Raw genomic sequence first — 21713 nt, 5'->3', positions numbered from 1 at the left:
GGGTAAGCGTCCGGCGAAGTCACCTACCCGATCCCCGCAATAAGGGCAATGTTCTCCACTTAAAAATACGTGGACACCATCGCCCTTACCGTCAGGATTGCCATGCGCCAACGAACCTCTTATCCCAAACCTTTTAAAGCCCAGATCGTCCAGGAATGCCTGCAACCCGGCGTGTCGATGGCCAGCGTAGCCCTGCGCCATGGCATCAACGCCAAAGCGGCCGTCTGGGGCGTCAGCGGTCTGTCATAAGCGACCGCTATTGGCCGTTCTTTGCCGGTCGTCACTACCACGTGTGCTGGTCAAGTCGAATGCAAACGGTTGGTCAGTACGAATGCAATTGACTGGTCAACGGCAATGCAAATGGGTGGTCACGTCCATGCAATTACGCAATTGATGCCGAACGTGGTTTTTTATGCCTCAGGCGCTACGTTCGGTTGGGGTTTCAGGAACAGATCCCGAATGGCCGGATCGACGATTCGGCGCAACGCATTGTCCAGTGCATCGAAGACATCGAGTTCCTGACGGGTCTTGGCCGGGAGTTCTTTCAAATAGCCTTCGGCGAACTTGAGATGTGCGGCGGTGAATCGTTCATCCGGATCGGTCAGTTCGTTGTAATGGAAATGCGCGACCCACAACGCTTTGTTTTGGCGTGTCTTGTCGAAAATGCCGTACTCCTGAAAGTAGTCTTTGCGCTGTTGGGTCTTGATACGACCGCGTGCGTCTTTGATGATTGATACCTGATCGTGCTCCATGAGCCATTTCAGGTAAGTTTCGCGGGGCCTGCGCTTGATGAGCATCGCGCGGTAGACGCTCACCCCTTCGCGCCGGGCTTTTGCGGCCCCCGTACGCAGTTCTGCATTCAGGCTCCCCACGGGGAAGTCGGCGGCTCTGCGAGCCAGTATTAGTGCAACGTCATCAGCCGATTGATCGAGTCGGGTCGCCTGCTGGTCGAGCAGGTCTTTCATGTCTGCCGGAACGCGGTAGGGGCGTTGCGCATCGGCGCGGATTCGTTCAATGAACGCATCGAGTTCGACACTCAGAGACAGCCCGTTGCCGATGATGTCTTGATCGTTCAGCGCCGCCGGTTGCACCGGGCGTCTGTTAGCCGTCTTGATAATGGGAACCTCATCGCTAGTCTGCGGTGTCTCGATAGACGGTTTTTTTTGCGCCTCGACGACTCGTGGCCGTGATTTGCTCACTTTGCCGATGGCGCGTGAAGTAGAGGGCACCGGTTCAAGTCTCGCCATCTGGGCCACCGGTATTTCTTCCGCTTCCGGAAGCAAAGTGAGCAGACGGCTGCGCGCCAGTTGATGGAATTCGGCAACCAACGTCTGAACGCGCTCAAAGCGGACGGGTTCCAGCTGATCGAGCAAGCTGGCAGACAACTCCTCCAGACGCCGCTCGGCTTCTGCCAGACGGTCTACCAGCACGGTGAGTTGCTCGACATCGAGTGTCTGGATGTGCGAAGGCTGTGCGGTACTGCGCCGCTCGACCAGGCTGTGGCCCGCGTCGGCCGCATTTTCAAAAATATCGACGACCGATTGACGTGCCTGACTCATCTCACTGTCCGACGCCTCATGCAGACAAAGCTCCGTGGACATGCCGATTTCATTGGCCTTCAGGTCGTATTGGGACATTGCAGGCAGTAGCTTTCGCAGATCGCCAGCCACCTTGCGCGTGATACCGGTGTGGTCCATCAACCGGTCCAGTGAGGCGTGCATGCGGCCGAGACGGTCGATCAATTCATCGCTCACGGCGATGGCCTTTTGTGCCGCCTCCATTTGCGCGGCACGGGATCTCGTCGTTGAAGGTTCCGTCTGACTGAACTGGGGCGCGATGATTTTCACGTATTCACGCAACTTCATTCGCATCCAGCCGTTCAGGTAGCGATGTTGTTCAATGGTGAAACGCATTAGCTGAGACTGATAAAACACGCCAGCGCCACCCGCTTCACGCCACGTTTCGAGGGCTTCCAGCGCCTGGCCATATCCGTTCGCCACCTCATCGGACCTGGAGATGTAACTGGCTATCGTTTCGTCGGACATCGGGGCTGATTCGTCGCTGCTTTCCAAAGGGTTCAAGACTTCATCCACACTGGCCTTTCGAATGGCTTCCTGTTCGATGAACCGATGCAGTGCGGCCCACGCATCGTCCTTTTTTTTGATTTTTTCTCGCCGCATCGCTTCGATCCGGCGGGTTGGGCCGCCGCCGCGTAACCGAAGCTTGAGATCCCAGTGCCAGCTACCTGCCTTTTCGTCGTACTTCACGCAAAATCCTGGGTAAGCGGGATTATTCGGATCGAGAACGAGCACCGGTTCGTCCGCGTCGGCGCTGACCTGAAACCATCGCACACCCACCTGGGCGTACAGCTTTCCCTCGTGCTCATAAAGATGGTCGGCATTGGATAGTGTTCCATCTGGCAGGTGCGGAGCCGATACTTTCAGTTGATCGATCTTTTGTAAAAATTGGGCTTCTGCACTGCTACGGGTCGGCCCGGCGGGCGCCAGGGCGCACAGATGAGCCTCGGGCAGTTCAGCGCTTAGCGGGGTCGCGTCATGCGTAACCATCACAGCCTCAGCGGAGGAGGTAATGAGTTGAGGTTCGTCCATGGGCACGCGTTTCGGCGCAGAGACCTCATCAAGGGGACTTGATAGCTGAATTCGCCGTGTCGCGACGCGTTGCGAGAGAAGAATGCCCAGGGTCAGTAGCAGGTCGCCGATCGAGGACCATTCCACGAGTGTGTCGCCGCGTTCTCTGGCATCCAGAGCCTGCTGGATCTGACTGATGCTTTGCCAGACCCAGACCGCAGTACCCGCCGGGCCGCTGAGAAAGTTGGCCGCCACCGAGAAAGTCGCCCAGCCACTGTCCGCCAGCAGCGCCCAGCGACGCTCGCCATTGGAAGTCGATTGGCGGTCGGCGAGCTCGGCCATGGCTTGGCTATTTTGGGTATAGAGGGTCATGAGAACGTCGCCGTTCAGAGGTGTGTGTGCCAGTTCAACCGAGGCGGTCAGGTCCAGGTGAATAAATGGCTCGAAGGCCAGTTCGGTAATGGTCCAGGGCGAGGGAATGCCGCTGGAAAACACATACTGGGCGTACTCGAAACTCAACGCGCGGGTAGGCAGCCAGGCCAGTATCGAGTCGCGCATTTCGCCCGACTGATAAAACGCGTACAGCATGTTTTGCTCGGAAGGAAACTGGTGCAGCGGTTGATCCAGCAAGGGTCGATAAAGCAGGCATGGGCCGCTCGAGCCTTTGCGCGGCTCGATGATGTACATGTTCGCGACGGTGTCGGGTGTGTTGCCAAGACGGTAGCGGGGCATGAACGCCAGCGGGCGGATTTGCACCGGCCACTCGGCGGAGGGTGAGTCGTTTTTGATCGACTCCATCAGTTGGCAGACCTGACGGTAACCCACCTCATCGACTTCACCTTGGTGCTTGAGTTTGCACTCCAGCGCCAACATGGGCAGGAGTAACGGCAGCTGACGGCAGTAGCGGACCTTGTGACGGCGAGCCTGCACCGGGTCATCGATGAGTGTGCGTTTGATCAGCTGCGGATAGGTTTCGCCGAGGTTGATCGCGTTGGCCAGGCGCAATAGGAACGTAACCGTCATCCACCCTGGCACGGCTGTGCCATCGGCATAGGCCACCGTCGCGCTATAGGGGCGGGTGTTTTGCAGGGCGAATTCGCCCAGGGTTTCGACGCTGACCTTGCGCGGGTCGGGCAGGGTGAAACCGCCAGCTTCGAAGCTATGGGTGACGGTGATCCGAACGTCATCAAGGCGCAGGCTCACGGCATCTGCAGTTTTGTCGGCAACGATGGCGTCACGCATGCGCTGCTGGGCATAGGTTTGAATCAGCGGAATATCGTTGGCGTCAAAAGCGTCATTGCCGGTCTCGCCTCTGAGGTTTCCAAGCTCGGTCAAGTACCCGCCGTAGGCTTGGATATCGTCAAGTGAGCCCGTTGAGAGCCACGAGGGAATTGAGCTTTCCAGCTGTTCGATACGCGCCTTGTCCCCGGTGCTGATCGTGCTGCTTTCGTCCCGTCGGGAGGTAAACCCGGCCAAGGGCGAGCGACTGTCTGGATCGAGAGCATCAATGGAGTCGATCTGACACCCCACCAATGCCCAAACCATGGCATCAAAAATATTGCCTTCAGGTTCGTAGAGTCGCCACTTCAGGCTCTGGCCGCTCAGATCGATGCCGATCCGTGCGGGAAGGCTGGTGCCCAGTTGCTCCATTGAGCTGAACGATTCGTAGCCGCCGGCGATGGTGTACATCGTGATCAGCTTACGGCTGCCCAAAGTGGCGGTCAGCACCAAGGCGCCGCCGATCATCAGATGCCGGGTAGCGTCCTCTGCCGATTCAACGGCGAGATCGAGATCGAGATCAAGTAAGCCGGCGCGCACGTTCGACAGCCCGTTGTCGGAAGCCGGGCGCAATAGCTTGTCGGGGTATTGCGAGACGAGTCGCCCGAGGCTGCACTCATCCGAGTCCCATCCAGTGACCGACTGAACATCGGGCGCCTCTTTCAGGGTGTCGGACAACACCTGCCAGCGCGGCAAGTTTTCGGTGATTTCATTCCAATAGTCCAGCTGGCTTTGTTCGAAGCCAATGAACAGCAACGGTGCGTACTCGTTTAACAAGGTAGTGATGGCGTCCATGCTGACCGGCAGATGGATGGGTTCGGCGGCATAAGGTGTGAAGGTCAGAAAGTGTTCACTTTCGATGTAGTTGGCTGTTGCTGGGGTAAAGGCCATACGCGCCAGTGCGTGCGTCAATGATTCGAAACGGCTGCTGCGGGTGACGATTTCCTCGCCCTGCTCATGCCATAACGGGGTCATCAACACGGCTTTGTCGGGATCGATCTGTTGCTCGGGAAAGCTTTTTAACAAGGCCTTGCGCAGTAAATGCGCAGCGGCGCCATGCAGGGTCGGACCACCGCTGGATTGCTCCACCAGACGGCTTTTGTTCAACAGCAGTGGGGCGGTGTTCGTTCGGGTTGTTTTGCTCATGACATCGTGACCGGTTGGGGATGGGCGTGACGGCAGACTGCCGTCTGCAATCGAAAGTACCCGCGCATCCACCGGGTCAGGTGGTAGATATATATGGGTTGAAAAGAAGCCCGCGCTCGACGGGCTTGTGAGTCAAATGATGGCTCAGGAGAAGAACAGCGCGGCGGCCTGCGAGCGGCTGATGGCGCTGCGGTGGATGGCAATCAGCTCGTGGTTGCTGTGGTTTTCGCGCCAATCGTAAGCACCGCCGAGACGTCGCTGATCGACAGTTTTCAGGTGCGCGGCGGTGAATGAAGGCAGAGGATCTGTGGGATTGGCGTAGTGAAAGTGCGCGTACCACAGAACCTTGTTGGTTTTCTTGTCGAGTATTTCGTACTCCTGCAAATAGTCTCTGCGCGGGCCTTTCAGCCGGCGTCGCTCGGCAGTCTTGGCAATGCGCAATTCACCCTTCTCGTGCAGCCATTCAACTCGCGCCGCCGTGGGGGCCTGTTGCTTGGTCATCGCGATGCGGTTGACGCGACCCATGGCGTAGAGAGCTGTCGCTTCGGTATCGAGCTGCTGACGCAACGTGGCGGTGGCCGTTTCAGTAGTGGAGCTATTACCCGCCGTGAGCGCCTGATCAATCCTGTCCATGACGTTACGTAGACGATTGGCATGCAGGTAATAGACCTCCTCGGTTTCCGTTGGATTGCGCTGCGCCCGATTGAGGTGTGCCTGCGTGCGCTGTTTAAACGCCGGTAATTGGTCCAGCAATGCCTTGCCATCGAGCATGCTTTTGGCCAGATCGGGCTTTGCTTTGGGTGACGGGGTGTTCTTTTCCGAGACGCGTTCCAGCCAGACGCCTGGCGTTTTCTCATGAAAAGTGGCAATCACCTTTCCCGTCAGCGGCGCCAGCACATCGACCAGATGGCTGTCTTTACCCTTTGCGCTTTGGCGTCGCTGACCCACGAGCGTGCCTTTGAAACGGGTCTTGATGATGATTTTTTTTGCCGTCGAGGCAGCAGGTTTCGATGGGCCGGCGACCGGCTCAAGGTGTCGTTGTTCGCGCAATAGATCCGATAAGTGTTGCGCAGTACGTTGGCCAAATTCCGCGACGCGTTTCTGCACTTTTTCGAGACGGTCGGGTACCTGATGCTCCGGAAACTCGGCGGCGAAATCGAGAAAACGCTGGTCGATGATTGCGAACTGTTCGACCAGGTTGTTCAGCGCGTCTGTCCGTTCACTGAGATTGTTCAGGCTTTCATTCGTGCTCAGATCCAAAGCGCTTTGAATGTTGAGTGCGGCATCTTCGACCAGGCTTTCCAGTGCGACTTGAGCTTCTTCCCGAGCGGCACCCGAGGCACCCTTGAGACAGAGTTTCTGCCCTAGCGTGATCTGCAGCATCTTCAGATCATCCAGCGAAAAAGGTGGAAGTCTGGCTTTGTATTGACGCGTGACCTCGGCGGCCTCTTTGCCCAACAGGCTGAGTTCTGCGAAACGGGTCTGCGCGAATTCGACTTTGTCGATCACCCCCTGTGTCAACTCGGTCATCGTTTCAAAAGGCTCGGAACGGCTGCTCGTGGATTCGCTGTTTGTTTCTTCGAGCAGTTCCATAGTGATACGCAGGCTATCGTGGAACGTGGTGTCGCATTCGCTCAGCCAGGACTGCATGAGGAACAGTTGCAGGGATATCCGGTCCAGCATCGCAGTCCGGTAATTGGGGACGGCTTCCAGAATGTTCAGTGCTTTCAGTTCTTGAATGTGGGTGGTGTATTCATCGATCTGCGTATCAAGCGTGTCGAGGAAGTGCTGGCGCGCACTGTCGGCCGTTTCAGGCGTCGCCTCCAGCATGGCACGACGGACTTCGACCAGCTGCAATCGCTTGGCGGTCAGGCCAGCGTCAAAGGCGGTGATGTCTTCTTTCTTTTTGCGCAGTTGCTCCTGATTCTGTTGTTGCAGTTGTTTGCGCCGGCTCCTCAGGCCGCCGCCGCGCAGTCGCAAGCGCAGGTCGACAAACCATTCGCCGCGCTGGTTACTGATCAGTAACGGTCCCTTGCGCGGCGGTTGCTGGCGAGAATCGATGATTTGCACATCGTCGTTATCGTTGAGTTCGACTTCGAACCAGCGCTCGGCTACTCGGGCGTACCATTTTTGACCGCTGGCAGTGAGGTGCCTGTAGGGGCCCTCGGTTGCCGGTTTGGCGTTTCTTTCTGGCTTCGTGATTTTCAGGCTGTCGAGCACGGTACCCAGGCCTGGTCGGGATCGATCCACTGCGCCAAGATCGTGCAACGACAGTTCATGGCTGCTCGGCAGCTCATGATCAGGGATGTCTGCCAACCGGGTCGCGCTGATACGGGCTATCTTCACTTCTTCCGTCGCCGCGGGCGCTTTTTCCGTGTCGATGGCCAACGACGCTCGTTGAGGTTTTTTACGAGTGGCCGCTCGGTGGGCGAGCACCATGCCCAGCGTCAAAAAGAGATCCGCCAGGGCCGCCCAGGCCAGAGGTTTTTGCTGCTGCTCAGCGGCATCTGCGATGTCCTGCAAGTCGTCCAGGATCTGCCAGATCCATGCGGCCGTGTTCACTCCACGACCCAGAAATGGCAGCGCCACACTGAACAGCGCCCATCCGCCACGCTTGAGAGAAGCCCATCGCGCCTCGGCATTGGACACCGATTGGCTGTTCGCTTGAGCGATCAGTGCCTCGGCATTGGCCTTGAACAAGGTCGACAGCACATCGTTTTCAATCACCCGATGACCGAGCGTCACTGGCCCTGGCAGGTTCAGTGACAGGGTGGAGTCGATCAGAAGTTGCGGCACCGTCCACACCGAAGGCAGCGCCCCTGGAAAAACGTATTGCGAGTAATTGAAACGTACGCTGTCGGGTAGCCACGCCAGTACGGACTGGCGCAGTGACCTTGAGTGTTTGATGGCATACAGCAAATTGGCCGTCGACGGGTATTGCAACAGCGCAGGTTCAAGCAACGGACGGTAAAGCAGGCACGGACCCTTATCTTGATCCTGTGGGCCGATCACAAACATGTTGACCACCTCGTCGGTCTTCCCGTTGGGGGAGTCGCCAGTGGCGAAGGCCAATGGACGAACCACGATCCGTTGGCCGTCGACCTGTTGTTCCACCCGCTCGCTTGCCAGCGCCGCGACGACGTAGCGGTAACCTTGCTCAGTCAGGCCTCCTTCGCCGCGGATTTTGTCTTGCAGGGCCAGCAACGGCAGCTCGAGCGGCAACTGCTGGGTGAAGAGCTGCTGCAAGCGGGAGGCCTGGGAGGTGTCGTCGATTAGCCTGTTTTGCAGCAAGGCCGGATAGGCTTCGCCGATGTCGACCGTTGTCGTCAGTTCTTCCAGGTAACCAATGGTCATCCATTCCGGCAGCGCAGCGCCGTCCCGGTGGCGCACCGATTTATTTCCCAGTGCCAGGGCGCCCAGATTCTCAAGTGCAAGGTCGACAAGCGACAGCGTCTGAGTGTCTATCTGCCCCGGCGGCACAAAAGTGCCCCAGACTTCGACGCGGGTGACGGTGATCTCCACGTCTTTCAAATCGACATGTTCTGTCTGGGCAGGTGTCTGTTTTATTTGTTTCTCCAGCTCATCCCGAGTGAATTTTTTGATACCGGGCAGCTCGCTTTGAAAGGTTTTGCCAGCGTTTTGCTGCTGCATGACCGCCAGGTCCAGCAGGTGTCGGCTGTAACGGTTTTGGTCGGCGGGGGTGGCGTCTTCAAGCCACTGCGGAAGTGAATGTTGCAGCCGCGAGAAATGAGGTGTTCGCTGCTCCGTCATGGCTTGCTGGTTGTCGGGTGCACCGCGTCGTGCCGTTATAATCGGATCGTCCGAGCGCTGGAAAAAATCGATTGAGCCTATTGCCTCGGCCTCTAGCGCAATCAGGGTGCAAGCCTGGTGGTCGAAAAAGTTGCCCTCGGGTTCGAACAATCGCCAGCTCAGACTGCTTGCAGCGTTTTTCACCAGTGATTGCAGCGTTTGTCCCAACTCCTCGAACGTATCGAAGCGTTGAAATCCTTCCGTCAGCGAGTGCATGAGAATCAATGTGCGCTTGCCGAGCGTGCCCACCAGTACAGCGGCGTCCAGAACGTTGAGATGCTTGTGTGCCGTGTCATCAAGGTCGATCAGGCAGACGCGGGTCTTGTACTTGTCGGTGGCCAGCCGCAGTGATTTATCGGGTTGCCCGAACACGGCGTGCGCCATGGCCCGTTGATCCTCATCCCAGCCGTTGGTGGCGCTGACGTTCCACAGCTGCTGCAAAGTGTGCGAAAGCTGATGCCAGCGCGGCTGGTCGGGCGCGGTGGTTTCGTTCCAGTAGTCGAGCTGCTGTTCCTGATAGGCGATGAACAGCAGCGGGGCGAGTTCGTTGAGCCGGGCTGCGATCGCTTCGATCTTTACCGGAAGCTGGGTGACCGGTTCGACGCCGGGTTGTTCGGTGAGGAAGTGTTCGCCATCGATGCAGGTCGCGGCGGTGCCGGACAGCGCGAGGCGAACCAGTGCATCGGTGAGGGATTCGAATCGGCAGGGACCAGCCTTGACCGTTTCTGCGTCGGTCAACCAGGTCGGTGTCGCAACCATGGCCCGCGCCGGGTCGATTTTCAGGTGCGGGTAAAGCGTAGCGAGCGCGGGACGCAAGGCATTCGCGGCGACTTCGGTGAGCGAAGGGCCTGTCACCAGTTGAGTCAGTACATCCACAGCACTTGGTGTTGAAGTTTCGGGCATGACCATTTCCTTGTCTGACGGCGGCGGCCGCTGTCGTGAGCAGCGCCGGATCAGGGCAGGATGGCGAACTCGACCGAACACTTGGCGGTAGATAAATATCGCAGGCAAAAAAAGACCCGCATCAGCGCGGGTCTTGGCTTTCGGCAGCGGGTCAGGTTCCGGACTTGATCTTGGTCCAGGCCCGGGTCCGCGCGCGTTCAGCATCGCGAGGCAAAGCTTGCAAGGTGTACAGCGTGCCCATTGCCGCTTCGGTCGGGTACAGGTTCGGGTTGTTGCGGATCGCCGGGTCGACCATTTCCGTGGCGTCCTTGTTCGGGTTCGGGTAGCCGACGAAGTCGCTGACCGGCGCGATCACCTGCGGCTGCAGCAAGTAGTTGATGAAGGTGTAGGCGTCTTCCGGATTCTTCGCGCCTTTGGGGATCGAGAGCATGTCGAACCAGATCGGCGCGCCTTCTTTCGGCAGGCGCATGTCGACGATCACGCCGTTCTTGGCTTCTTTGGCGCGGTTGGCGGCCTGGGAGAAGCTGCCGGAGTAACCGACGGCGACGCAGATGTCACCGTTGGCGATGTCGGCCATGTACTTCGAAGAATGGAAGTAGGTGACGTACGGACGAATCTTCATCAACAGCGCTTCAGCCTTTTCGTAGTCCGCAGGCTTCTTGCTGTTGGGGTCCAGGCCGAGGTGTTGCAGGGCCAGTGGCAGAATCTCCGAAGGCGAGTCGAGCAGGGCCACGCCGCACTGTTTGAGCTTGCTGATGTTCTCCTCCTTGAAGATCAGGTCCCAGCTGTCCACCGGTGCGTTGTCACCCAATGCAGCCTTGATCTTGTCGGGGTTGAAGCCGATAAGGATGGTCCCGTACATGTAAGGCACGGCAAATTTGTTGCCCGGATCGTTGGCTTCGATCAGCTTCATCAGCTTGGGATCAAGGTGGTTCCAGTTCGGCAATTTGCTGCGATCAAGCGGCTGGAACACGCCGGCCTCGATCTGCTTGGCGAGGAACACGTTGGACGGCACGACTACGTCATAGCCGGAATTGCCGGTCAACAACTTGGCCTCCAGCGCTTCGTTGGTGTCGAAGATGTCGTAGACCAGTTTGATCTGGGTGTTCTGGGCTTTGAAGTCTTCCAGCGCTTTGGGGGTGATGTAGTCAAACCAGTTGTAGACGCGCAACGTTCGCTCCTCCGCGTGAGCGGCACCACTGAGCACGGTGATGCACAGCACTGTGGGGAAGAGCGCTGGCGCGATAAAACGCTTGAGTCTGTTCATTGTTCTAATTCCTCATTGGGCGCTTTCAAAACCTTCGAGAACGTTCACGGCATTGATGCCGATTTCTTCAACCGCGTAGCCGCCTTCCATCACGAACAGCGTCGGCTTGCCGAGGCCCGCGATGCGCGCGCCCATTGCCAGGTAATCCGGGCTGTCGAGCTTGAATTGGGAGATGGGATCGTCCTTGAACGTATCCACGCCCAGGGAGACGACGACGATATCGGCGCCGTATTTTTCGATCTCTTTGCAGGCGTGTTCCAGCGCGGCGCTCCAACTGTCCCAGCCGCTGCCAGCCGGCAAAGGGTAGTTGAAGTTGAAACCTTCGCCGGCCCCCTCGCCGAGCTCATCTTCATAACCGAGGAAGAAGGGGAACTCGGCTTCCGGATGACCGTGGATCGAGGTGAACAGCACGTCGCTGCGCTCATAGAAAATCGACTGAGTACCGTTGCCGTGGTGATAGTCGACGTCGAGGATCGCGACCTTCTTGTGGCCCTGGTCGAGGAAGGCTTGAGCGGCGATGGCGGCGTTGTTGAGGTAGCAATAACCGCCCATCAAATCGCTGGCGGCGTGGTGTCCCGGTGGACGGCATAAAGCGAAGGCACTGCGGGCGCCGCGTTGAATGACGGCTTGAGCGGTCAACGCAACTTGCGCCGCACTGTACGCCGCTTGCCAGGTGCCGGCGGTAATCGGTGCGCCGCCGTCGAAGCTGTAATAGCCGAGCTGGCCGTGCAGGCTGGTGGGCATGATTCGGCGCAGCGTACGAGCCGGCCAGGTGTAGGGCAACAAGTCGCCGTCGGTATTGAATTCGGTCCAGCGTGCCCAGGCGCCTTTGAAGAAGTCGAGGTAGTCGCGGCTGTGGATGCGCGCAATCGGCTCGAGGCCGAAATCCTGTGGTGCTTCGACCGGGCCGAGGTCGCGGTATTGCACGCGTTGCAGCACATGGTCGGCACGCGAGGGCATTTCGAAGCAGGGCATCAATTGCCCGTCCATCAATTCACAACGGCCGTGGTGCAGGTGGTGATCGTCCGAGTAGATCGTCAGCATTTCTTGTTCTCCGCAGGCTGATTCGGTTGAACACAGTCTTGCGGCAGGAGGTGTTTCGGAGAACGGCAGGAAAGGCCAAAAGGGGATCGATATGGCCAAAAGATCTGACCGAAATTCGCCCCTTATCGGCGCGACGGTGCCCCGGCGTAGGGCGTACCCAAGCCGATCATTCCCATGCAGAGTGAACGATCAGTCAGGGGCGGAACTGGCTCGGTGCCACGCCGCTCCAGCGCACAAACGCATGGCGGAAACTCGCGGTTTCGCTGAAACCCAAAGCCTCGGCGATTCGATAAATCGGCATTTGATCTTCACAGAGCATTAGTTTGGCCTGTTCGAAGCGCAATTCGTCGAGCAATTCCTGATAGCTGCAACCCAGATCCTTGAGGTGCCGGCGCAGGGTTCGCGCCGAACAATTCATCTGTTCAGCCAACCCTTCGAGGCCAGGCGCTGCGTTCAATTGCGTACTGAGCAGTTGGCGAATCCGCCCCAGCCAGGCCTGGCGGCCAGTGAACTCGGTGTTCTGTTTGCGACAGCGTTCAGTCATGGCCTGATGGGTGATGACGTCGGCCAGTGGCAACGGTTGGTCGAGCCAGCGTTTATCGAAGGCGAAGGCGTTGTCCCGCGCATCGAAGTGCAGCGGGCAGTCGAAGTGCTCGGCGTAGGTCGCCTGATAGTCGGGCGCTGCGTGTTCGAAGCGTGCAGCCAGTAGCGGCAGCGTATGGCCGAGCAGATCGTCGCAGGTGACTTTCAACGACACCAGACAGAACTCGGCATTGAATACCGCCAGCGCCGGATTCTCCCGGTAATCAGCGGCGACAAACCAGATGCGCTCGCCGTCATCTTCAAGGCTCAGTTCGAAAAGTGTTCCTAACAGCGCCGGATAGCGCATCGCCAGATGTAAAGCGTCACCGAAGGTGGCACTGGTGAGCAGCGCATAACCGAGCATACCGTAGGACGAAACGTGCATCCGCCGGCCAAGTTCCAGGCCGATATCGCGTTTGAGGGCGACGGCATTGGCGCAGACCTGCATCTCTTGGTTCGTAGTGATGCGTGTGTCCGCTCGGCTCAGGTCTGCCGCGCTGATGCCGCTTCCCACGAGCAGCGCTTCACTGGACAGGCCTTCGGCCTTGAAGGCGTTGAGCACCAGAGAGACGGCGTTGAGGGTGGTGAGGTGGGAGTGGAGCATGGGGGGTTCCAGCCTTGAGATGCTGGAAAAGAAGCAAGTTGTGTGCCGCGTCCAAGTCATCTGTAGGAGCGAGCGGTGCGGCGATCCGACTTGCCCGCGAAGCTTTTGGCGTTATCGAAAACGCCTTCGCGGGCAAGCCTCGCTCCTACAGGCACCGTGTGGTGTCAGATAAGTTCGCCGCACAGGTCCAGTTCTACAAGGCGCCGCGCTTCAGCGGTGTCGAGCCCGGCACCGAGCAACCCATGCAACTTGCCGAAAGCCGCTTCACGGGTCATGCCGCCGCCCGAAAGCACGCCTGCACCGCGCAATCGGCTACCGGCCTCGTAAACATCCAGCTCAACGCCGCCTTCATGGCACTGCGTAACCGCCACAACCACAACCCCCTTGTTCCGTGCCCGTTCCAGGCTGGCGAGAAACTCGGGGTTATCGCTCGGTCCGGTGCCGCTGCCATAGCACTCCAGCACCAGTCCCTGAATGCCGCTGTCGAGCAGTCCATCAAGAATTTCAGCGCTTATGCCGGGAAACAATGGCAATACTGCGACGTTCGCCAGTTGCTTCGGCTGGTTGTAATTCAGTTGCGCGGGAATTGAGGACGCTTTCACACCGCCGCCCTGACGCTCCAGTCGCTTGAACGGATGACGACCGAAACTGCGAACCTTCGCGCAACGAGTCGGGTCCAGCAGCTCGCCGTGGAAGTACAGATGAACGCCCGGCGCAAGGCCTTGCCCCAGAGCAACCAGCGCGCCACTGAGGTTCTCCCAGGCATCGCTGTCGGCTACGCCGGCTGGCAGCATGGAACCGGTGAACACCACGCGGGCCTGCAGGCCGAGCAACTGAAAGCTCATGGCGGCGGCGCTGTAGGCGAGGGTGTCGGTGCCGTGCAGGATCAGCACGCTGTCGCAGCCCTGGACATCAACGGCGTCGACCACCGCTTCACGCAGTTGCTGCCAGTAAGCCGGACTCATGTTGGCGCTGTCGATCAGCGGCGACATCTCGCGAAAGCGCCACTGCGGCACGACAAGGTCAGGCTGGCTGTGCAGATACTCGCGCATCCGCGCTTCGAAACCGGACGCCGGGGCCAGACCGTGAGCGCTGGCTTGCATACCGATGGTGCCACCGGTGTAGAGCACCATGACGTGCTGGGCGGCAGGATAGGTCGAGGAATTCATGGGGGTTCTCCGAGAACGATGACAGCATGCGGTCGAGCATGACGCTGACCGCACGTTGTGTCACGTCGGGCGCAGGGGATGCGCCCGGGTTTTTACCGATCAGCGTTGCGCTGCGGGTACGCCTTGCGGCTCAGCTTCAGCCTTAGGGGCAACGGCTGGTGGATTGGCTGGCCAGGCTTTCAAGTCCAGGTCCAGATCCGGGAATTTGCTCGAATCGAACACGGGCGTCTTGATGCCGGCTGCGCGCTGATCATCGTAGTCACGCAGGATGCGCATGCCGACTTTGAACAGCAGGAACAGCGCGATCAGGTTCACGAACGCCAGCAGGGTCATGGTGATGTCGGCGAACGCGAACACCGTGCCCAGGTTCTCGATCGCACCCCAGTAGATCAACACCAATACCAATGCGCGGTAGCCGATCAGCGCCTTGCGGTTTTCACCGATCAGGAAGCGCAGGTTGTTCTCGCCCAGGTAGTAGTTGTAGAGAATCGAGGTGAACACGAACAACGACAGGGCCACGGAAATGAAACTCCGGCCCCAGTCACCGACGACGGCGGCCAGCGAGTTCTGGGTCAGGGCAATGCCGTCGCCTTCGAAGCCTGGTGTGTAGAAGCCCGAGAGCAGGATCAGCAACGCGGTGCAGGTGCAGATCACAAAGGTGTCGAGGAACACGCTGAACGCCTGAACCACGCCTTGTGCCACCGGGTGCTCGACCGACGCCACGGCGGCCACGTTCGGCGCACTGCCCAGGCCGGCTTCGTTGGCGAACACGCCGCGTTTCACGCCCATGACGATGGCACTGCCGATCAGGCCGCCGAAGGCCTGGTCGAGACCGAAGGCGCTTTTGACGATGGTCATCAGCATCGCTGGAACGTGATCGAACTGCAGCACGATCACGTAGAGGGTCACGCCGATGTACACCAGGGTTTTCACCGGCACCAACAGGTCAGCGACCTTGGCGATCCGCTTGATGCCACCGATGAACACCAGACCCAGCAACACCGCCAGGGCCAGGCCCGTGTAAGTGGGGTCGAGGTCGAAAGCGTTTTTCAGCGAGTGGGTCACGGCGTGGGATTGCAGACCGTTGAAGGCGAAGCCGAAGGTGATCAGCAGCAGGAAGGCCATGATCATGCCCAGCCAGCGTTTCTGCAGGCCGTGCTGGATGTAATAGGACGGACCGCCACGGTACGTGCCGTCGGAATCGCAGCGCTTGTAGAGCTGGCCGAGGGAACATTCGAAGAAGCTGCTGGACATGCCGACCAACGCAGTCACCCACATCCAGAACACCGCGCCCGGACCACCCAGGGTCACGGCGATACCGACACCGGCGATGTTACCCGCACCGACACGGCCGGCGAGGCTGAGCATCAAGGCCTGGAACGAACTGAGTTGACCGGCGCTGCTTTTGAGGCTGTCGCGGAACACCGCGAACATGTGGAAGAAGTGGCGCAATTGTACGAAACGCGAGCGGATCGTGAAGTAGCTACCGAGCCCGACAATGAGCACGATCAGTACTTTCCCTGAGAGGAAGTCGTTAATGACTTCGAGCATGGATTATTCCTCGCTGTTTTTTTGTGTAGGCAAATGCTGGGCAGGTAGAAACATCGCGTTACACCGACGTGCGCGTGGCACAACAGTGAGGCGAGTGTTCGTCCCGGGCCCATATCGCAGGTTTGTTATTAGTTCGGGTTTCGCATGGGTTTGGGCCTCGTTACCGACGACCGCTCACGCGAAGAGGGGCGGCACTATACCTATGAGCGTGCCATCCGTCTGCACGGTTGTGGTGCAAGCGACGAAACGAAGCCTTTGAAACACCTGACTTTTTTGAAGTCAGGCTCGTGTGGGAGGGCGAGAGCCCCATTTCCACAGAAGTCTTTTTCCTGCCAATGAGTTAAAAAAAAGGGCTTGGGGAATAAATCCCCAAGCCCTCAAAAGGTGAGAGGTGTCTAGTCCCTCGACCTGGTGAGCGTGGCGCTTCGTGCTCTTCGTTAAAAGAGCAAGCGCCGGCGTTGCGTTTGGTTAAGCCTTCAGAGGCACCAGACGCGGAGCAATCATGTTTTCCGGGCGCAGAATGTCGGCGAGCATTTCGTCGTCGAGCAAGCCTTCTTCACGCACCAGTTCCAGCACGCCGCGGCCGCTTTCCAGCGCGATACGGGCGATGCGAGTGGCGTTTTCGTAGCCGATGTACGGGTTCAGCGCGGTGACCAGGCCAATCGAGTGTTCGACCAGTTCGCGGCAACGCTCTTCGTTGGCGGTGATGCCGACGATGCAGTGCTCGCGCAGCATGTCCATGGCGCGTTGCAGCAAGCGGATCGAGTCGAAGATCTTGAACGCGATCAGCGGCTCCATCACGTTCAGCTGCAATTGGCCGCCTTCGGCCGCGATGGTCAGCGCCAAGTCGTTGCCGATGATCTGGAACGCCACCTGATTGACCGCTTCCGGGATAACCGGGTTGACCTTGCCGGGCATGATCGAGCTGCCTGGCTGACGCGCCGGCAGGTTGATTTCGTTGATGCCGGTGCGTGGGCCGCTGGACAGCAGGCGCAGGTCGTTGCAGATTTTCGACAGCTTGACCGCGGTGCGCTTGAGCATGCCGGAGAACAGCACGAAGGCGCCCATGTCGGAGGTGGCTTCGATCAGGTCGGCGGCTGGAACCAGCGGTTGACCGCTGATCAGTGCCAGACGCTGAACGGCCAGGAGTTGGTAGCGTGGGTCGGCGTTGATGCCGGTGCCAATCGCGGTGCCGCCCAGGTTCACTTCGGTCAGCAGCTCAGGAGCCAGTGTCTTCAGACGCGCCAGGTCTTCGCCCAGCGTGGTAGCGAAAGCGCGGAATTCCTGGCCCAGGGTCATCGGCACAGCGTCTTGCAGCTGGGTACGACCCATCTTCAATACGTGGCTGAACTCTACACCTTTGGCCGCGAACGACTGGATCAGGCTGTCGAGACTGGCCAGCAACGCATCGTGACCCAGCAGCAGACCCAGACGGATCGCGGTCGGGTAGGCGTCGTTGGTCGACTGCGCCATGTTCACGTCGTTGTTCGGGTGCAGGTATTGGTATTCGCCTTTCTGATGACCCATGGCCTCCAGTGCGATGTTGGCGATGACTTCGTTGGCATTCATGTTGGTCGAAGTGCCAGCGCCGCCTTGAATCATGTCCACCACGAACTCTTCGTGGAAATCGCCGCGGATCAAACGTGCACAGGCTTCGCTGATGGCAGCGTGCTTGGCTTCGCTCAGGTGACCCAGCTCGCGGTTGGCGTCAGCGGCGGCCTGCTTGACCATCGCCAGACCGACAACCAGCTTCGGGTAATGCGAAATCGGAACGCCGGAGAGACGGAAGTTGTTCACCGCTCGCAGGGTCTGGATGCCGTAGTACGCTTGAGCAGGTACTTCGAGTACGCCAAGCAGGTCTTTTTCTGTGCGGAAAGATGCAGCGGAAGACATGATAGAAATCATCTCGATAGGGACCCGGTCTGTGCCGGAACACCGCAAATGCTAGGCTTGTGGAGAATTTTGGGCCAATGCTGTTAAACACTAGCCTATGCACATTCGGCATAATGCCCGTGTGACGCCGTGTCTGCGGCGAGCGTGTGACCTAAATTGGTGCGTGTCCGGGAGGTCGTGATGAACCTTGAAAGTAAATGGCTTGAGGACTTTAGTGCTCTGGCTGCCACCCGCAGCTTCTCCCAGGCTGCCGAAAGACGCTTCGTGACGCAGCCGGCATTCAGTCGGCGGATCCGCAGCCTTGAAGCCGCGCTGGGACTGACCCTGGTCAATCGCTCGCGCACCCCGGTGGAGCTGACGGCGGCGGGGCAGTTGTTCCTGGTTACCGCGCGGACCGTGGTCGAACAACTCGGTGAAGTGTTGCGTCACCTGCATCATCTGGAAGGCGGGCAGGGCGAGGTGATGCAGGTCGCCGCCGCTCACTCTCTGGCGCTGGGGTTCTTCCCGCGCTGGATCGCGCAATTGCGTAATGAAGGCCTGAACATCGCAACGCGCTTGGTGGCGACCAACGTCGGCGACGCGGTGCATGCGCTGCGTGAAGGCGGTTGCGATCTGATGCTGGCGTTCTACGACCCGGATGCTGCACTGCAGATGGACCCGGAAATCTTCCCGTCACTGCACCTTGGAGCCACCGAAATGCTTCCTGTCTGCGCGGCGGACGCCGAGGGCAAGCCACTGTTCGACCTGGAAGGCGAAGGCAGTGTGCCGCTGCTCGCTTATAGCGCCGGGGCGTTTCTCGGGCGTTCGGTGAACATGCTGCTGCGCCAACGGGCGCTGCGCTTCACTACCATTTATGAAACAGCCATGGCCGACAGCCTTAAAAGTATGGCGCTTGAAGGGCTGGGCATCGCCTGGGTGCCGCAGCTCAGCGTGCGCGCCGAACTGGCGCGCGGTGAGCTGGTGGTCTGCGGCGGCCCGCAATGGCATGTGCCGCTGGAGATTCGTTTGTACCGCTGCGCGTTGGTGCGCAAGGCCAACGTACGATTACTGTGGCGCAAGCTTGAGGGCGGGGCGGCGGGCAATACCTGAGATGGACAAACAGCGAGTGGTTACGGAACGTCACCGAGGAACGACTTGATAAGTTCCCGATTACCGTCGCTATAGCGATAACAATTGGACAGCCCGGGAGTGACATCGCGCATGAAAGTTTCACACCACCATCCGTTGTATTGAACGTCGGAAAGTTCATGATTGGCAGTGAACATATGTCCCAGTTCATGGCCGACTATTTGTTTTCCGATCAGTGACGCAATACCGAACTGTTGGCCAGGGCTCGCGACGCCCAGAACCTCATTGTTGATCATTGCACTGTTGGTCAACAGTAAAAATTTTGTGGTCCTGTTGTGCGGGAGGTTCTGATCGTCGCGGTAGTTTCGGGCAAGCGTTTCCCATCCGCGATAAGAAGTTTCGCTGGCAGCCTGGTATGAATAATTTGTGTAGGGCGGCCTGTTCCTGATGAACTCCATCGACACGCGTCGACCTGAAATGGCTGTGATTTCCTTAACCCAATCCAGCAGATAACGTTGGAAAATCGAGTCAATGGCCGACTCGGGTATGTCGTCATGAATAAATGCAAAGACAAAAATCGGCTTTTTTTCTATAGAGGTAGTACTGAAGCCTTTGAATGTTACAGAAGCTTTTGAGTGGGTTGGAGGCCAGGGAGTATCGTTCAGTACTGTTGTTGCATGGCCCATCTGAGTTGTTAGAAAAATTATCAAGAAAAGCGTGAATCTGGTGAGTGTTGACATCGAGAATCTCAAACTTAATGCGTGGATCACCGCATCAGCGTGTTAAGTGTGATTAGTTGACGGAACCGTTTTTTCTGCGCCGACTGTTATTAATAATACTTGGCGCGTTATTTGTAATGGGTGGCTTTATTGCAGGAAATGTTTTATTGGAAAGGGGCGGTGAAAAATCGTGTTCAGATGCTTTGACTATAAAGTCAATAAAGGTGCCCGCCGTTGATAGAAACCAGTCGTATGACAGATGGTCACCGCAGGGGCTGTTTATCTGTGGCATTGAGGTATACTGCGCGGCCTTTGGCCGGTTCGTCCGGCCATAATTCGTACAATCAAGCCACGCATTTTGCGTGGTTTGTTGTTTTTTGACGCGCCTGCGGGCGCCCAGAGAGAAGAGGCACGACGATGAGTGCACTGGTTGGCGTGATCATGGGCTCCAAGTCCGATTGGTCCACCCTTAGCCACACCGCCGATATGCTGGAAAAGCTCGGCATCCCTTATGAGGTGAAAGTGGTCTCTGCCCACCGCACCCCGGACCTGCTCTTCCAGTACGCCGAAGAGGCTGAGGCGCGTGGCATCGAGGTGATCATCGCCGGTGCCGGCGGCGCAGCCCACTTGCCAGGCATGTGTGCGGCCAAGACCCACCTGCCGGTACTGGGCGTGCCGGTGCAGTCGTCGATGCTGTCGGGTGTCGATTCGCTGCTGTCTATCGTGCAGATGCCCGCAGGCATCCCGGTTGCTACCCTGGCCATCGGCAAGGCCGGTGCGATCAACGCAGCGCTGCTCTCGGCGAGTATCCTCGGCGCCAAGCACCCGCAGTTCCACACTGTGCTGAAAACTTTCCGTGCTGAGCAGACAGACAGCGTCCTGGACAATCCAGACCCACGCATCGCCTGAGGTTGTTGACGATGAAAATCGGTGTAATCGGTGGCGGCCAGTTGGGTCGCATGTTGGCGCTGGCGGGCACTCCGCTGGGCATGAACTTCGCTTTTCTGGACCCCGCGCCGGATGCTTGCGCAGCTGCGTTGGGCGAGCACCTGCGGGCCGATTACGGCGATCAGGACCACCTGCGTCAGCTGGCCGATGAAGTCGATCTGGTGACCTTCGAGTTCGAGAGCGTTCCGGCCGAAACCGTGGCCTTCCTGTCGCAATTCGTTCCGGTCTACCCAAGCGCCGAAGCCCTGCGCATCGCCCGTGATCGCTGGTTCGAAAAAAGCATGTTCAAGGACCTGGGGATTCCCACCCCGGCGTTCGCCGACATTCAATCGCAAGCCGATCTGGACGCTGCGATTGCTTCCATCGGTCTGCCGGCCGTGCTGAAAACCCGCACCCTGGGTTATGACGGCAAGGGCCAGAAAGTCCTGCGCAAGCCTGAAGACGTGGCCGGCACGTTCGCCGAACTGGGCAGCGTGGCCTGCCTGCTGGAAGGCTTCGTGCCGTTCACCGGTGAAGTCTCGTTGATCGCCGTGCGCGCTCGCGATGGTGAGACCCAGTTTTATCCGCTGGTTCACAACACCCACGACAGCGGCATCCTCAAGCTGTCCGTAGCCAGCACCGACCATCCGCTGCAAGCCTTGGCGCAGGACTATTCCAGCCGCGTGCTCAAGCAGCTGAATTACGTCGGCGTGATGGCGTTCGAGTTCTTCGAAGTCGACGGTGGCCTCAAGGCCAACGAGATTGCCCCGCGGGTCCACAACTCGGGTCACTGGACCACTGAAGGCGCCGAGTGCAGCCAGTTCGAAAACCACCTGCGGGCCGTTGCCGGTCTGCCACTGGGTTCGACGGCCAAGGTCGGTGAAAGCGCAATGCTCAACTTCATCGGTAAAGTGCCGGACACCGAGAAAGTCCTGGCCATTGCCGATTGCCATCTGCATCACTATGGCAAGGCGTTCAAGGTCGGTCGCAAGGTCGGTCACGCCAATCTGCGCTGCGCCGACAGGGCCACGCTGGAGCAGCAGATCCTCAAGGTCGAAGCGCTCATCGCCGAATAGTTTCATGTGGCAGCGGCGGAACCATTCAGGTGCCGCCGCTCTCTCATGGCAGGATGCCAAAGTCTGACTAGGCTTGGACGTAGCACTT

At 58.7% G+C, this 21713-nt stretch carries 13 protein-coding genes; 4 read left to right on the top strand and 9 right to left on the bottom strand.

Translation table 11 applies throughout. The annotated features are described in order from the left end of the window. Nucleotides 1–102 precede the first annotated feature (102 nt). A complete protein-coding gene (locus tag ACYZT3_RS00675; RefSeq protein WP_461966233.1) occupies nucleotides 103–249 on the top strand; it encodes a transposase in 147 nt (48 codons plus the stop codon). Nucleotides 250–410: 161 nt separating this feature from the next. Here the strand turns inward: ACYZT3_RS00675 and ACYZT3_RS00670 are convergent, their stop codons facing one another. The 8 genes from ACYZT3_RS00670 to aspA form a co-directional block, all read right to left on the bottom strand. Beyond that, the gene (locus tag ACYZT3_RS00670; protein WP_462031292.1) at nucleotides 411–5012 is read right to left on the bottom strand and encodes a dermonecrotic toxin domain-containing protein; all 4602 of its coding nucleotides are present in this window, start codon (nucleotides 5010–5012) and stop codon (nucleotides 411–413) included. A gap of 144 nt (nucleotides 5013–5156) precedes the next feature. Further along, a complete protein-coding gene (locus ACYZT3_RS00665) occupies nucleotides 5157–9725 on the bottom strand; it encodes a dermonecrotic toxin domain-containing protein (RefSeq protein WP_462031291.1) in 4569 nt (1522 codons plus the stop codon). 151 nt (nucleotides 9726–9876) lie between these two features. Further along, nucleotides 9877–10992: a polyamine ABC transporter substrate-binding protein gene (locus ACYZT3_RS00660; RefSeq protein WP_462031290.1), complete on the bottom strand. Its 1116-nt coding sequence runs from the start codon at nucleotides 10990–10992 to the stop codon at nucleotides 9877–9879. A 12-nt stretch (nucleotides 10993–11004) separates the two neighbouring features. Beyond that, the gene (locus ACYZT3_RS00655) at nucleotides 11005–12036 is read right to left on the bottom strand and encodes a histone deacetylase family protein (RefSeq protein ID WP_282376347.1); all 1032 of its coding nucleotides are present in this window, start codon (nucleotides 12034–12036) and stop codon (nucleotides 11005–11007) included. 193 nt (nucleotides 12037–12229) lie between these two features. Next, entirely contained in the window at nucleotides 12230–13222 is a 993-nt protein-coding gene (locus ACYZT3_RS00650; protein WP_462031289.1) for an AraC family transcriptional regulator, read from the bottom strand. Nucleotides 13223–13386: 164 nt separating this feature from the next. Further along, nucleotides 13387–14391 carry an asparaginase gene (locus ACYZT3_RS00645; protein ID WP_462031288.1) on the bottom strand — a complete coding sequence of 335 codons (1005 nt, stop codon included), beginning with the start codon at nucleotides 14389–14391 and terminating at the stop codon, nucleotides 13387–13389. A gap of 99 nt (nucleotides 14392–14490) precedes the next feature. Beyond that, the gene (locus tag ACYZT3_RS00640) at nucleotides 14491–15942 is read right to left on the bottom strand and encodes an alanine/glycine:cation symporter family protein (protein ID WP_462031287.1); all 1452 of its coding nucleotides are present in this window, start codon (nucleotides 15940–15942) and stop codon (nucleotides 14491–14493) included. A 468-nt stretch (nucleotides 15943–16410) separates the two neighbouring features. Next, complete coding sequence (gene aspA / locus ACYZT3_RS00635; RefSeq protein ID WP_282376343.1) at nucleotides 16411–17835, bottom strand: aspartate ammonia-lyase; 1425 nt, start codon at nucleotides 17833–17835, stop codon at nucleotides 16411–16413. 180 nt (nucleotides 17836–18015) lie between these two features. On the opposite strand from aspA, the gene ACYZT3_RS00630 reads away from it, so the two are divergent. Further along, a complete protein-coding gene (locus ACYZT3_RS00630) occupies nucleotides 18016–18924 on the top strand; it encodes a LysR substrate-binding domain-containing protein (RefSeq protein ID WP_282376342.1) in 909 nt (302 codons plus the stop codon). 20 nt (nucleotides 18925–18944) lie between these two features. Here ACYZT3_RS00630 and ACYZT3_RS00625 read toward each other — a convergent pair whose 3' ends face one another. Further along, nucleotides 18945–19643, bottom strand: a complete 699-nt coding sequence (locus tag ACYZT3_RS00625) for a hypothetical protein (protein ID WP_282376341.1) — start codon at nucleotides 19641–19643, stop codon at nucleotides 18945–18947. A gap of 396 nt (nucleotides 19644–20039) precedes the next feature. Between ACYZT3_RS00625 and purE the strand changes: the two genes are divergently transcribed. Then, nucleotides 20040–20531, top strand: a complete 492-nt coding sequence (gene purE / locus ACYZT3_RS00620) for a 5-(carboxyamino)imidazole ribonucleotide mutase (protein ID WP_282376340.1) — start codon at nucleotides 20040–20042, stop codon at nucleotides 20529–20531. Between the two features lie 11 nt (nucleotides 20532–20542). Further along, a complete protein-coding gene (locus ACYZT3_RS00615; RefSeq protein WP_282376339.1) occupies nucleotides 20543–21625 on the top strand; it encodes a 5-(carboxyamino)imidazole ribonucleotide synthase in 1083 nt (360 codons plus the stop codon). The last annotated feature ends 88 nt before the right edge of the window (nucleotides 21626–21713 follow it).

Source organism: Pseudomonas sp. MDT1-16 (assembly GCF_054898115.1).
The sequence above is the reverse complement of the archived record's forward strand: the minus strand, read 5'-3'. Positions and strand labels throughout refer to the sequence as shown.

What these genes read in the sequence shown, in the direction of transcription:
- ACYZT3_RS00675 (WP_461966233.1), top strand. Translation starts at nt 103, where the DNA reads ATGCGCCAACGAACCTCTTATCCCAAACCTTTTAAAGCCCAGATCGTC.
- ACYZT3_RS00670 (WP_462031292.1), bottom strand. Translation starts at nt 5,012, where the DNA reads ATGAGCAAAACAACCCGAACGAACACCGCCCCACTGCTGTTGAACAAA.
- ACYZT3_RS00665 (WP_462031291.1), bottom strand. Translation starts at nt 9,725, where the DNA reads ATGCCCGAAACTTCAACACCAAGTGCTGTGGATGTACTGACTCAACTG.
- ACYZT3_RS00660 (WP_462031290.1), bottom strand. Translation starts at nt 10,992, where the DNA reads ATGAACAGACTCAAGCGTTTTATCGCGCCAGCGCTCTTCCCCACAGTG.
- ACYZT3_RS00655 (WP_282376347.1), bottom strand. Translation starts at nt 12,036, where the DNA reads ATGCTGACGATCTACTCGGACGATCACCACCTGCACCACGGCCGTTGT.
- ACYZT3_RS00650 (WP_462031289.1), bottom strand. Translation starts at nt 13,222, where the DNA reads ATGCTCCACTCCCACCTCACCACCCTCAACGCCGTCTCTCTGGTGCTC.
- ACYZT3_RS00645 (WP_462031288.1), bottom strand. Translation starts at nt 14,391, where the DNA reads ATGAATTCCTCGACCTATCCTGCCGCCCAGCACGTCATGGTGCTCTAC.
- ACYZT3_RS00640 (WP_462031287.1), bottom strand. Translation starts at nt 15,942, where the DNA reads ATGCTCGAAGTCATTAACGACTTCCTCTCAGGGAAAGTACTGATCGTG.
- aspA (WP_282376343.1), bottom strand. Translation starts at nt 17,835, where the DNA reads ATGTCTTCCGCTGCATCTTTCCGCACAGAAAAAGACCTGCTTGGCGTA.
- ACYZT3_RS00630 (WP_282376342.1), top strand. Translation starts at nt 18,016, where the DNA reads ATGAACCTTGAAAGTAAATGGCTTGAGGACTTTAGTGCTCTGGCTGCC.
- ACYZT3_RS00625 (WP_282376341.1), bottom strand. Translation starts at nt 19,643, where the DNA reads ATGTCAACACTCACCAGATTCACGCTTTTCTTGATAATTTTTCTAACA.
- purE (WP_282376340.1), top strand. Translation starts at nt 20,040, where the DNA reads ATGAGTGCACTGGTTGGCGTGATCATGGGCTCCAAGTCCGATTGGTCC.
- ACYZT3_RS00615 (WP_282376339.1), top strand. Translation starts at nt 20,543, where the DNA reads ATGAAAATCGGTGTAATCGGTGGCGGCCAGTTGGGTCGCATGTTGGCG.